We start from the raw sequence: 13,989 nt of genomic DNA, 5'->3' as shown, positions 1-13,989 counted from the left end.
TTTTCTCCCTGGCCCCTACCAGCGCCAAACCACTGTCGAGATGCAGTGTGCTTGGCCCGAGTGAAGTGGAAGTGAAGTCTGTGCAAGAGTTCCGTGAAACGATACCTGCCGTCCTGTTGTGAGCCACCCTTTGACGCCGCAACGCCTCCGCTCGCCTCACAGCGAGCAAGCGCGCTATCCCGACATAGACGGCCGCTGCCTGGAGGTTTCTGCTCCGGTTCAGAAAACACCAATGCGAGCGGGCAGGCCGTTTGGCAGTGGGGATACAGCGCATTCGGAGAAAACAGGCCGACCCTGGTGGAGCCGCTTCGCAAATCTCGCCAAGAGTTTCGCGATACCGTAGCACGCCACCACGCCACCACGCCACCACGCCACCACGCCACCACGCCACCGGGACAGATTTCGGACCGGGGCATCCCGCCGTGAGTTCGCACATGGCAGGACCTCGCGCAGCGTCTACTAGAGTACGCGCATGTCCTTCTGCCCATGCGATCTCCTCGCCCGTTCCCTCGCCGTCAGCGCTCTCGCCTTCGGGCTCGCCACGGCGGCCCATGCACAGTCGTCGCCTTTGGACGCTGGCGAAACGCTCCCCGCCATCACCGTGAATGCCAGGGGCCGTTCGGAAGCCGCCCAGCAAGTTCCGATCCCGCTGACCTCGATCGATGGCGAGGCCCTTGAGACGCAGCAAAGCTGGCGGCTCGAAGACCTGCAGCAATGGTTGCCGAGTACCAGCATCACCTTCGGCGATCCGCGGCAATCGGCCGTCGCGGTGCGCGGTGTCGGCAGGAATCCATCGAACGACGGCCTCGAGGGCAGCACGGGCATCTACCTCGACAATGTCTACCTGGGCCGCGCGGGCATGGCGACATTCGACCTGCTCGACATCGAGCGGGTGGACCTGCTGCGCGGGCCGCAAGGCACGCTTTTCGGCAAGAATACGACCGCCGGCGTGCTGGCGTTGCACACGCGTGCGCCGACCCGCGAGACCGAGCGCAGTCTGCAACTCTCGATCGGGCAGCGCGGTCTTGCACAGGGGCAAGCCATCTTCTCGGGCGCCTTGTCGGAAGAGACGGCGGGCCGGCTGCTGGTGTACGGCACCCATGAACGCGGCAACATCGAGAACATCTACGACGGTGGCCGCGTCAACGGAGGTAATCGATCCGGCATACGCGGCCAATGGCTGCTACGCCGTGGCGACGCCTTCAGCCTGCGCCTGATCGCCGATGCGCACCGCGAGCGCTCCACCTACGGCACCCGCGTCATCTACTCGCTGGGAAGCGGACCGGCGCTGGCCCGCGCACTGGCCGGCGGCGCCACCGGCATCGTCACCGACCCGCGGCGCTATGCGGTCAATACCGACGGCGTGGAGCGTGTCGATCTCGACCAGGGGGGCGTGTCGGCCGAAGCGAGCTGGAAGCTCGGGTCCGGCGCCAGCGTCACGTCCATCACCGCTGGCCGTTCCTGGACGTTCGTGCCGACGACCAACGACAACCTCAATATCCCCGTGCTGATCGACGGCGGCTCCCGCGTGCGCCAGCAGCAGTTCTCGCAGGAGCTGCGCTACGCGGGGCCCACGGGCGGTGCGGTCGACTATGTGGTGGGCGCGTTCTACATGCGCCAGCGCATGCGCAACGAGATATTCACCGTGTTTGGTCCGCGGGCGGACATCGTTCTGCAGGGAACGTCCTTGCCGGTGCTCGCCAACGCGAGCACCGTGAGCTTCGGCGCGCTCGACACGGAGAGCTTCGCGCTCTTCTCCCAGGGCACGTGGCACGCCACGTCCAGGCTCGACCTCACGGCCGGCGTGCGCATCACGCAGGAGCGCAAGGAGGGGCGCACCCATCGCGGCGACTCGACCGGTGGTGCCGCTGCCACCGCGTTCCTGCGCAATCGTCCGATCGTGCTTGGTGCCTACGACACAGGCTCGCTGGCCATCCGGAAGACCAGCCCATCGGCGCTCCTGAGTGCGAGCTACCGGCTGGACGACGACGCGATCGGCTACGCGAGCCTTTCGCACGGCGAGCGGTCGGGCGGAATCAATCTGGCGGGGCCGGGTGCCGCTCCCGGCCCACTCGGCGCCTCGTCGCTGATCATCGGGCCCGAACGTGTCGACAGCCTGGACGTCGGCGTCAAGAGCAGCCTGTGGAATGATCGCCTGACACTGAATCTGAACGCCTTCTTGGCAGGCGTGCGCGGCTACCAGACGTCGATGTTCGTGCCCGCCGGCGCAGGCGCGGGCAACTACGTCGAGATCCTCACGAACGCGGGCGATCTCCGCAGCCGGGGACTGGAGCTGGATGCCACTGCGCGACCGGCGCGCGGGCTGACCATGTGGGCCAACGCCGCCTTCAACGATGCACGGTATCGACGCTACGAGGACGCGCCTTGTCCGTCAGAACGCGCGTTCGTGCCGCAAGGGCGCTGCAGCCTCTCCGGACGGCAGGTTGCCGGGACGCCGCGCTGGACATTCAACGTGGGCGCCGAATACCGCAGGTCCGTGAGCGCCACCATCCAGCACTTCGTTTCAGCGGCGTACGCGTGGCGCTCCGCACAGGACGGCACGCTCGACGGGTCGGTCCACTCGCGCATCCCAGCCTATGGCCTGGTGAATCTCGCCACCGGCTGGAAGGTCGCACGGGGCAATGAAATCTGGAGCATTTCGCTCTGGTTGCGCAACGCGCTCGACAAGAAGTATTTCCCGACCGTGGCCGCCACCGCGAACGGTGCCTACGTGGCATCGGTCGGGACGCCGCGCACCCTGGGACTGACAGTCCGGCTGGACTACTGACCTGTTGGATTCCGACGTTCTCTCCCCCCCCCACAGTACGTGTACGAACCTACTACACGGACAGCTGAAGGAAGGCTTGATGTGAGTACGCTTGTCTGAAGCTCTTTACCCTTCTCAAGGCCGCAGTCGGTGCGCAGGCCGTGTGCCCGTTCCCGCATGCGTGCCATGGATCAGGTGACTTGTTCGGGCGGCGCAGCTGGGAGCGCGAGGCGGAATGTCGACCCGCTGGCGCCCGTTTCGTGCAGTGTCACGTCGCCGCCGTGGCGTCTCGCGATCTCGCGCGACAGGTGGAGCCCCAGTCCGGTGCCGGCCACGGCGCTCGCCGTTTCGGCACGGAAATATTTCTCGAAGATGCGGGCCTCGTCGGCCATTGCAACTCCCGGTCCGCGGTCGACCACGTCGACCTGCACGATGTCGCCCGTCTGCCGCAACACGACGAGCACCGGTCGCTCCGGCGGTGAGTACTTCAATGCGTTCTGCATCAGGTTCTGCAGCGCGATCTCGAGCAGCGCTCGATCGCCGCGCACCTCGGGCAAGGGCTCATGCACGTCGATGGACAGGCGCGAAGCGCCGGGAAAGTGAAAGCTCTCGCACAGGCCGCGCGCAAGCGCCGCCATGTCAAGGACTTCGAGGCGAAGCGTCCGGTTCTCGGGCTGGAGGCGGTCGGCCAGCAGGATGTTCTCGATCAGCATGGTCAGGCGCTGCACGGCGCGCCGGATCCGCTCGGTGCGCTGCTTCACCACCGGCTCCCCGCCGAGCCTCGAGATGTCGAGCGATTGCGCCGCGCCGTCGATCACTGTCAAGGGCGTGCGGAACTCGTGCGACACCATCGAGACGAACTCGCGCTGCTGCACGATCGCCCGGCGCTCGACCTCGAGCGACTCACGCAGCCGGGCCTCCAGACGGGCTCGGGCCGCGATCTCCTCGTGCAACGCGGCATTGGTTTGCTGCAGTTCGGCGGTGCGTCGCACCACCGTGCCTTCGAGCGCCTGTTCAGCTTCCAGCCGCACTGCGCGCACGCGCTCGCGCTCGGCGCGGTAGTCGCGCTCGGCGCGCCGCGTCCGGTCGGCCACGGCCACATTCAGCAGGACGAGGTGGCACATGGTGCCGAGCCAATAGATGCGGTCAGGCGGCACGCCGGGCATCCCGTCGCCGAACCAGAGCTTCAACAGCCCGTAGAGTCCCAGCACCGTTCCCACCGCGAAGGCCGAGGCCGGAAGCAGGTATTGGAACTGACGCCGCACGAAGAGCAGGTAGCAGACGAAGACCGCGCCGAACACCGTGGACGCGGTGCTGCCCGCGCTCGCCCAGATCGCCATGGCGGCGTGATGGCCGGCCAGGACCAGCACGAGCACAACGAAGTTGAACACCACGACCGCGTTGAAGAAATGTGCCGCGGGCGGCCAGTGGCGCCGAAACTGGAAGATGCGCGACATGAACGCGGTACCGACCATGTTGAAGAAGCAATTGACGGCAAGCAGCGTTTGAGCGACGCGTTCGGGGCGAGCGTCGAGGAACCACTGCGCTGCAAACCCCTGGCGGTTGATCGACAGAGTCGCGATGCAAAGCACGTACAGCGCGTAATGGGCGTAGAGCCCATCCCGCAGCCAAGCCCCGAAGATCAGGTTCATGCAGACGGCGAGCAGGACGGCGCCAAGCAGCATGCCCATGATGGTGTAGTCGGCCGTGCGGTCGTGCTCGAAGCCGACAGGCTGCCACAGGTCCAGTTCGGCCCGCAGGGACGGCCCGTCGTTGCGCACCCTTAGGAAATAGACAGCCGGCTCGGTCGAAATGTCGAGCGGGAACACGAAGTTGTGGTCGACGATCTCGCGCGCCGCGAACGGGCGGGCGTCGCCGAGCGGCGTCTCGGCGAATCCGCCGCGCCCGTCCGGCGCATACAAGGTGACTTCGTGGATGCGCGGCGGTCGCACGCGCAGCAGCCATCGTGCGGGCGCGTCGACCGTGCGCGCGAGCGAGAAGCGCAGCCACACCGCGTCGCGGCTGAAGCCTTCCTCCACCGGCCCTTCGAGCGGCGCGAAGCCGCTCTGCTGCGCGCCGCGCGTGACGTCGGCGATGCGCCACCCGCTCGAGGGGTCGCGCTGGATCTCGAGGTCCCCGGAGAGTTCGATGCCGCGGCCGAGGCCATCGGAAGCCGACAGTACCAGCGCCTTGGCGGGCATTGCAAAGCACCACAGCAGCAGGAACAGAAGAACAAGCAAGCAGCCCGGACCCGCCCGGGTGGTTTCGACGTCGAGGCGCATTGGGACGCGACTTTATACTTTCCGCGCCATGCCATCCCCGAGCCAGCGTACCGGTCTTCTCGTTCATGTGATCGAGGACGACGAAGACATCCGTGCGGAAACCGTCTTCGCACTCGGAGAGCTCGGCTTCGAGGTGCAGGGCTTCGGCGACGCCCCGTCGTTCTACAAGGCGTTCGCGGTCCGGCCCTGCGACATTGCGGTGGTGGACATCGGCTTGCCAGGCGAGAGCGGCCTCGCGGTTGTTTCACATCTGCGCGCAGTGCAGCAACGGCTCGGGCTGGTACTGGTGACCGCACGGGGCGAGTTGAAGGACCGGCTGCTGGGGCTGCGCGAAGGTGCAGACGCCTACCTGGTCAAGCCGGTGAACATGCTGGAATTGGCCGAGACGCTAAACGCCGTCGGTCGGCGACTCACGGTCGCTCCGCAGGAGGACGCAGCGACCTCGCCGCCGGCACCTGCCGCCTGGCGCCTGCTCGAGGGCGACTGGATCCTGGGCGACCCCGAAGGCCGGCAGATGGCTCTCACCACGAGTGAGCGCGCCTTCCTCGGCTGCCTTTTCGGGCAGCGCGGCACAGCGGCGAGCCGCGACGACCTGATCCGCGCGCTCGGTGGCAACGTGTTCGATTTCGACGAGCACCGCATCGATGCGATCGCCAGCCGGCTGCGCCGCAAGGCCGCGAAGCTCGGCATGCGCCTGCCGCTGCATTCGGTGCGCGGCACAGGGTACGTGCTCGCGAACTGACGCTGCGCCCTTCCGGGGCGCACCGGGGCCCGGCGCATGGTCAGGAACCGTCAGAAAAGGTCAGGAAGGGCGCATGAAACAAACGATCAGGGCTTGCACCATGCGGCACGCGCAACGCGCCGCATCTTCATGTCCTACTGGTTCCAATCTTCCGAGCGCGCACACATCATGGTCATCGACGACAGCGTCGAGGAGCTCCAGGTGCTGCTTGCCGCGCTGCGTGGCGCTGACCATCGCGTCAGCCTGGACTTCGACGCGCTCGGAGGCTACCGCCGCGCCGGGGTGCTGCAGCCGGACTTAATCCTGCTTGACATGCGCCTGGGAGCCACCAGCGGCTTCGAGGCCTGCCGGTTGCTCAAGGCGGATCACACCACCGCGCACATCCCGGTGATTTTTCTCACCGCGGGTGCAACGCTCGAGGAGCGGCTGACCGGTCTGCGAGAGGGCGGCGTCGACTACATCCTCAAGCCCTTCGAACCCGAAGAGGTGCTGGTTCGCATCTCGGTCCATCTCGCGCTCGCACGCCGCGGCGCGCATCCGCCCGACGGTGCCGCCGAGGCGCCCCGCAGGCCGCAGGAGTCCGAAGACGAACCACCCCACGACCTGGACCGCGTGATCGTCAGGGCTGCGCAGCGGCTCATCGAGAGCGACCTTGCGAACATTCCACCGCTGCCGACGCTCGCCGCACGCGTAGGCACGCACGAGAAGCGTCTGACGCGGGCGTTCCGTGCCCACACAGGGCGCACCGTGCTCGAGTTCGCGCGCGAGGAGCGGCTGTCGCGCGCGCAGCATCTGCTCGCCCAGTCGCGGCTCAGCATCGAGGAGGTGGCGCATGCGATCGGGTTCTCGGGTGCCGCGAACTTCACGACGGCGTTCAAGGAACGCTTCGGCAGCACGCCTGCGGCGTATCGGCAACTGAGTCGCGACTGCACTTGCGGGGCGTGAAGAGCGGCGTTTCGCTCGGCGGCGCGTGGTTGCGTTCGATGTGACGCCGCGGCCCCTCAGCGTGAAATTCCATCATCGGCCTGATCTGGCCCGTGCTCATGGCACGCAATTGCACCTGTACAGACTCCGCCGGCTGCAGGTCGATCTGCGTGTGCGTCCACGCGGGTCGCCTGTCGCGCGTGTGCGGCGAATGAAAGTCGGCATGCGGCAGCCACGTCGCGTTGAGCCCGGGTCGCGCGGTGCGCGCCCGCTGTGCGTCGTCGACCCACAACAGGCGCAGCCAGACCGCCGCTGTCGAGAATCCCCGCACGAGCCGGCCCAGCGTGGCGGGCGCGAACCCGTTCGCACCACCGGTCGGCAAGGCGAGCGCCTCGCTGGCCGATAGGCGGCCGCGGGTCGACCGCTTCCGCTGCGCTGGCAGCGCAGCCCCAGGCACAGCGTCAAGCCCGGCAGCAAGCCGCCTGCCCGTCGGGGTGGTGTGCAGCGGGTGCGTCACGCGTCGGGGGCGCGCCGGCCCACGCCGGCTTGGCGGCAGGCGGACGGCGTGCAGTTGAAGTACTCGCGGAATGCCGTCGCAAAATTCGCGGCGCTCGAGAACCCCACCGCCGCGGCGATCTCCTCGATGCGCATGGCCGATTCGATCAGCAGGCGGTGCGCCTCGTGCAGCCGCGCCTCACGTACGAAATCGAAGACCGTGCGGTTCGCGAGTTCCTTGAACACGCGCGACAGGCGCTTCTCGTGCGTGCCCACGCGCGCAGCCAGTTCGCGCAGCGGCAAGACATCGCTCAGGTCGGCGAGGATCAGTCGCTCCGCCGCCTGCATGAGCATGCGGTCTGTGCCTGGGCCCGATGTGACGTCACCGTTCGTCGCTTGACGGTCGGGTGGGGTCTCAGATTTTGTGGCAGGGGCAAGGCGCGACCTGCGTGATTCCGCCAGTGCCAGATGAATCTCGATCCGGGCCATCACTTCGGCCGGTTCGACGGGCTTCACGATGTAGTCAACCGCGCCGGCCCGCAGGCCCGTCAAGCGCTGTTCCAAGCTGGCCGACGAGGTCAGGAAGACCACCGGAATGTTCGCCGTGGCCGGGTCAGCCTTCAGCAGGCGGCAGGCGGCAAATCCGTCGGTGCTGCCCGGACCCGCGTCGAGCAGCACCAGGTTCATCTGCAGCGTCGTCGCGCGCCGATAGCCCTCCATCGCGTCGAAAGCGACGGTGATGCGGTAGCCGACGCCACGTAGCGTTTCCAGCAAGGGCTTGAGTTCGCCGACGCCTTCGTCGACCACCAGAAGATGAACTCTCCCGGGCTCCGGAGGTGACCAATATGACATGGAAGAACGGGCACGGCGCAGTGGGACCGCGCTCTTTGAGTGAAGGCTATGAAGCCAAGAAATTAACTGGAAATCATTCTCACAAAGTTCGCGGATCCCTCCAATGACGCGAGGTAACGCCCGGTGGATTTGACGGGCATCGCGTGGGACGCCGTCACAAATCCTCGCGTTGCAGGAGCGCATCGGAGGGGAATGGCGCTTCGAAAGCGGCAATCGGGAGGTCGAGGAATTGTGGGAAACAGCTGACTGGCCGCTCATTCAAAACAATCGGACGCTTTGGCAAAGCCCCAATGCGCAGAAAAGCGCCATTGCCCGCCTGCTTCCGGTTTGGCTCACCGACGAATTCGCGGGTTTATCTCACAAATCGTGTGAAGTAGTTGACGTTTGCACACCTTTGTAAAAAGTTGTCCGGCAGGGCAAAAGCGGCGACCTCTTGGGCAAAAGCCCGGCCCGCCCCCCGCACCAAGAATCCCGCCTCGTGCAAGCCGCATGACCCCGGTCGGGTCGTGCTGGCGAGTCCTCGAGAGCCGCGGCACTCGAGATTTCCCAATGTGCGACCCAGGTTGTTCGTCTAGCACGAAGGCCCCCGGGGTCTGGAGTCAAGAAGCAAGGACAAATCATGGAAGCTGTTTACAAGTCTGGTGGCGCATCCCGCAAAGCGGCGGCAGACACCCCTCTGGTTCTGGATCGCCCATCGATCGTCTCGCTGAAGATCGCGCCCGAGAGCGTGCTCAAGTTCGAGCGTCGCGGCGACGACCTCGTGCTCGTGTTGCGCGACGGCCAGGAAGTCGCCGTGCGGGGCTTCTTCGCCGAATACCCTGACGGCGGCCGCAACGACCTCGTGCTCGAAGACGGCGCCGGCGTGCAGTGGTGGGGCCAGTACACCGCGCCCTGGAAAGACTTCCACTTCACCGAAATCGAATGGAACGACGCCGGCGCCGCGCTACTGCCCGACGGCGTGCCGGGCTGGCTGCTGGGTGCGCTCGGCGTGCTGGGCGTCGGTGCCGCCGCGAGCGGTGGTGGTGGCGGCGGCGGTGGTCCGGCTTTCATTCCGCCGCTGCTCCCGCCGCAGAACCGCGGCCCCGAAGGGAAGGCCGAGCCCGTCGTCACCGCGCAGGACAAGCCGGTTTCCGGGCAAGTGCACGCCACCGACCCGGACCGCGACACGCTGAGCTACACCGTTGCCAAGGGCCCCGAGCACGGCACCGTCACCGTCGACCCGTCCACCGGCCAGTTCCTCTACACGCCCAAGCCTGGCTACGAAGGTCCAGACAGCTTCGAAGTGACCGTCAGCGACGGCAAGGGCGGCACCACCACCGTGAAGGTGCCCGTGACCGTCTCGCCCGTCAACGACGCGCCCACGGCGCCCGACTACGCCGAGACCACGAACGAAGACACGCCCGTGAGCGGCCGTGTGACCGGCAGCGACATTGACAGCGGCGACACGCTGACCTACACGAAGGGCAGCGATCCGTCTCATGGCACGGTGACGGTCAACCCGGATGGCACGTACACCTACACGCCCAACCCCGACTTCAACGGTACCGACAGCTTCACCGTCACGGTGAGCGACGGCCACGGTGGCACGACCACCAGCACCGTGACCGTGACCATCAACCCCGTCAACGACGCACCCGTGTTCGTCGACGGTGGCGGCACCCCGGTGAACACGACAGACGGCTACGTCTTCGGCTACGACGAAAACCGGCCCGCAGGTACCGTGCTCGGCACCGTCCACGCCACCGACGCCGACAGCGCGACGGTCACCTACAGCATCCTCTCGGGCAACGACAACGGCTACTTCGCCATCGACCCGGTCACGGGCGCGATCAGCCTCACGGCTGCAGGCGCTGCGGCGTTCGTCAACGACTACGAGGCGGGCGCCAACGCCCACGCGCTGGTGGTCGGCGCGAACGACGGCACGGTCACCACGAACATCCCCGTCACGCTCAACGAGCAGAACCTCAACGACGCACCGACGGCACCCAACGACACCAAGACCACGGCCGAAGACACGCCCGTGAGCGGCCAGATCATCGGAAGCGATGCTGACGGCGACATGCTGACCTACGTGAAGGGCAGCGGCCCAGCGCACGGCACGGTGACGGTCAACGCCGACGGCACCTACACCTATGTTCCCGGTGCCAACTTCCACGGCACAGACAGCTTCACCGTCACGGTCAGCGACGGCCACGGTGGCACGACGACGAGCACGGTGAACGTGACGATCGACCCGGTCAACGATGCGCCGACGGTTCCGAATTACACCAAGACCACGAACGAAGACACGCCCGTGAGCGGCCAAGTCGTCGGCAGCGACGTGGACGGCGACACGCTGACCTACGTGAAGGGCAGCGACCCAGCGCACGGCACCGTGACGGTCAATGCCGACGGCACCTACACCTATGTTCCCGGCGCCAACTTCAACGGCACCGACAGCTTCACCGTCACGGTGAGCGACGGCCACGGCGGCACGACGACGAGCACGGTGAACGTGACGATCGACCCCGTGAACGATGCGCCGACGGTTCCGAACTACACCAAGACCACGGACGAAGACACGCCGGTCAGTGGCCAGGTCGTCGGCAGCGACGTGGACGGCGACACGCTGACCTACGTGAAGGGCAGCGACCCAGCGCACGGCACCGTGACGGTCAATGCCGACGGCACCTACACGTACACGCCCGGTGCGAACTTCAACGGCACAGACAGCTTCACCGTCACGGTGAGCGACGGCCACGGTGGCACGACCACCAGCACCGTGACCGTGACCATCAACCCCGTCAACGACGCACCCGTGTTCGTCGACGGTGGCGGCACCCCGGTGAACACGACAGACGGCTACGTCTTCGGCTACGACGAAAACCGGCCCGCAGGTACAGTGCTCGGCACCGTCCACGCCACCGACGCCGACAGCGCGACGGTCACCTACAGCATCCTCTCGGGCAACGACAACGGCTACTTCGCCATCGACCCGGTCACGGGCGCGATCAGCCTCACGGCTGCAGGCGCTGCGGCGTTCGTGAACGACTACGAAGCGGGCGCCAACGCCCACTCGCTGGTGGTCGGCGCGAACGACGGCACGGTCACCACGAACATCCCCGTCACGCTCAACGAGCAGAACCTCAACGAAGCACCGACGGCGCCCAACGACACCAAGACCACGGACGAAGACACGCCGGTCAGCGGCCAGATCATCGGAAGCGATGCGGATGGCGACACGTTGACCTATGTGAAGGGCAGCGACCCAGCCCACGGCACGGTGACGGTCAACGCCGATGGCACCTACACCTATGTTCCCGGTGCCAACTTCAACGGTACCGACAGCTTCACCGTCACGGTGAGCGACGGCCACGGTGGCACGACGACGAGCACCGTGACCGTGACCATCAACCCCGTCAACGACGCCCCCGTGTTCGTCGACGGCGGTGGCACGCCGGTGAACACGACAGACGGCTACGTCTTCGGCTACGACGAAAACCGGCCCGCAGGTACCGTGCTCGGCACCGTCCACGCCACCGACGCCGACAGCGCGACGGTCACCTACAGCATCCTCTCGGGCAACGACAACGGCTACTTCGCCATCGACCCGGTCACGGGCGCGATCAGCCTCACGGCTGCAGGCGCTGCGGCGTTCGTGAACGACTACGAAGCGGGCGCCAACGCCCACTCGCTGGTGGTCGGCGCGAACGACGGCACGGTCACCACGAACATCCCCGTCACGCTCAACGAGCAGAACCTCAACGAAGCACCGACGGCGCCCAACGACACCAAGACCACGGACGAAGACACGCCGGTCAGCGGCCAGATCATCGGAAGCGATGCGGATGGCGACACGCTGACCTACGTGAAGGGCAGCGACCCAGCGCACGGCACGGTGACGGTCAACGCCGACGGCACCTACACCTATGTTCCCGGCCCGAACTTCAACGGCACCGACAGCTTCACCGTCACGGTGAGCGACGGCCACGGCGGCACGACCACCAGCACGGTGAACGTGACCATCAACCCGGTGAACGACGCGCCGACGGCCACTGTGACTGCGCCCGAGGCTCTCTCCGAAGGCAGCCTGCCCGGGGGCATTCCGGCTGCGGGAGAGCCGCCGCTGCAATCGACCGGCAAGATCTCCATCGCGGATACCGACAGCGCGGCCGGCGACCTGTCGGTGTCGCTCAGCGGCCCGACCGGCGTCACCTCCGGCGGCCAGCCAGTGTCATGGACCTGGGACGCAGGCACGCACACGCTCACGGGCAGTGTCACCGTCGGCGGCGTCACCACCGAGGTGATGACCGTGGCGGTGGGCAATGTCACTGCCACGGGCACGGGGCTTTTCGAGGCGGGCTACACCGTCACGCTGAAGTCGCCGATCGACCACCCGCCGGGCAACGGCGAGGGCGTGTCGAACCTGCATTTCGAGGCGCATGTGACCGACGGCCAGGCCGCTGCTGCGCCAGTGGGCTTCGATGTGCCCGTCAAGGACGACGCACCAGTGCTCGTGAGCGGCGAACAGGCCGTCGACGTGGCGCCGATCAACACCAACCTGATGGTGGTCCTGGACCTCTCCGGGAGCATGGGCGAGGAGACGCCGACGCGGCTCTCCCGTGCGAAGGCGGCTGTCCAGAACCTGATCGACGGCTACGACCTGTACGGCGACGTGCGGGTGCAGCTCGTCACCTTCAGCACGACCGGGCAGGCGCAGCAGGCCTGGATGACGGCGGCAGAGGCCAAGGCGCTGGTGCAGAACCTGCAGGCTTCGGGCAACACCAACTACGACGCGGCCCTGGCTGCGGCGATGAACGGCTTCTCGGCCACTGGCAAGCTGGCAGGGGCCCAGAACGTGTCCTACTTCCTCACGGACGGCGAACCGACGCGGGGAGACGGCAACACCGGCCAGTTGACGAACAACAGCAGCAACAGCTCGGCCGACTTCGGCATCCAGGCGGCGGAAGAAACGATCTGGAAGAACTTTCTCACGAACAACCACATCAACTCGTTCGCCCTGGGCTTGGGGTCCGACCTCTTGCCCGCAGCGCAGGGCTTCATCGATCCCATCGCTTACAACGGCAACACCGGCACGAACACCAACGGCCAGATCATCACCGACACGAGCCAGCTGAACAATGTGCTGCAGGGAACGATCAGCGTGCCACCCACGGTCAGCAACCTGCTGACCGGCGGCCTCGGCGGCTCGTCGGGCTTCGGTGCCGACGGTGGCCATGTGTCCACGCTGAGCATCGACGGCACCACCTACGCCTTCGACAGCAGCACGGGCCTGATGACCAAGACCGGCCCCGCCACCGGCAGCGACTTCAGCTACAACGCGGCGACGCACCAGGTCACCATTGCCACGGCGCAGGGCGGCAAGCTGGTCGTGGACTTCGACTCGGGCGAATTCAGCTACCAGGTGGCACCGAGGACCGCCGCCTCGCACAACTACGACGAGACGCTCAGCTACCAGGTGGTCGACCGCGACGGCGATGCGAGCAACGCGGCCACGCAGACGCTGCACGTCAACTACACGCCCGCTGCCGGTGCGACTGGGATGGCAGCGATGTACACCTCGGCCGACTCGCTGGGGCTGGCCGGTGTCGACGAAGTGACGGTGTCGCTCGAGCAGCAGCACGATGCGCCGCATTTCCCCTTCGGCGACAGCCCCTGGGGTGGCGCGCAGCTGTCCGACATGCTGCATGCCTACACCGCGGCCGAGTCGCTGCAGGCGCTGCTGCAGGCCGCGTTCCCGCCGGCCTTTGCGAGCACGCAGGCATCGCCCACGGTGCCGGCGCTGGCGTCATCGGCCGACTCGCTCACGGCCTACGCACCGCCCGTGGCCCCTTCGCTCGACGACGAGCTTCACATGGGCCTCGCGTTTCACCACTGACCGACCGGGTGTCGGCGCCGCTTGCGGCGCCGACACCTTGGGGTCCACA

At 66.8% G+C, this 13,989-nt stretch carries 6 protein-coding genes; 4 read left to right on the top strand and 2 right to left on the bottom strand.

Annotation, left to right across the window (positions count from 1 at the left end; translation table 11 throughout):
• Window positions 1-472 precede the first annotated feature (472 nt).
• Complete coding sequence (locus QFZ83_RS25765) at window positions 473-2,788, top strand: TonB-dependent receptor (RefSeq protein WP_307511136.1); 2,316 nt, start codon at window positions 473-475, stop codon at window positions 2,786-2,788.
• Between the two features lie 170 nt (window positions 2,789-2,958).
• Here QFZ83_RS25765 and QFZ83_RS25760 read toward each other — a convergent pair whose 3' ends face one another.
• Window positions 2,959-5,049 carry a sensor histidine kinase gene (locus QFZ83_RS25760; RefSeq protein ID WP_307511134.1) on the bottom strand — a complete coding sequence of 697 codons (2,091 nt, stop codon included), beginning with the start codon at window positions 5,047-5,049 and terminating at the stop codon, window positions 2,959-2,961.
• Window positions 5,050-5,077: 28 nt separating this feature from the next.
• Here QFZ83_RS25760 and QFZ83_RS25755 point away from each other — a divergent pair, with 28 nt between their 5' ends.
• Both QFZ83_RS25755 and QFZ83_RS25750 read left to right on the top strand, forming a co-directional pair.
• Entirely contained in the window at window positions 5,078-5,791 is a 714-nt protein-coding gene (locus QFZ83_RS25755) for a response regulator transcription factor (protein ID WP_307511133.1), read from the top strand.
• Between the two features lie 129 nt (window positions 5,792-5,920).
• Entirely contained in the window at window positions 5,921-6,736 is an 816-nt protein-coding gene (locus tag QFZ83_RS25750) for a DNA-binding response regulator (RefSeq protein ID WP_307511131.1), read from the top strand.
• Between the two features lie 492 nt (window positions 6,737-7,228).
• Here the strand turns inward: QFZ83_RS25750 and QFZ83_RS25745 are convergent, their stop codons facing one another.
• Window positions 7,229-8,062, bottom strand: a complete 834-nt coding sequence (locus tag QFZ83_RS25745) for a DNA-binding response regulator (protein ID WP_373423484.1) — start codon at window positions 8,060-8,062, stop codon at window positions 7,229-7,231.
• 619 nt (window positions 8,063-8,681) lie between these two features.
• Between QFZ83_RS25745 and QFZ83_RS25740 the strand changes: the two genes are divergently transcribed.
• Window positions 8,682-13,940, top strand: coding sequence for a tandem-95 repeat protein (locus QFZ83_RS25740; RefSeq protein WP_307511127.1), 5,259 nt, complete (start codon window positions 8,682-8,684; stop codon window positions 13,938-13,940).
• Window positions 13,941-13,989 lie beyond the last annotated feature (49 nt).

The organism is Variovorax sp. W1I1 (assembly GCF_030815625.1).
GTDB classification, from domain to species: Bacteria; Pseudomonadota; Gammaproteobacteria; order Burkholderiales; family Burkholderiaceae_C; genus Variovorax; species Variovorax paradoxus_C.
The sequence above is the reverse complement of the archived record's forward strand: the minus strand, read 5'-3'. Positions and strand labels throughout refer to the sequence as shown.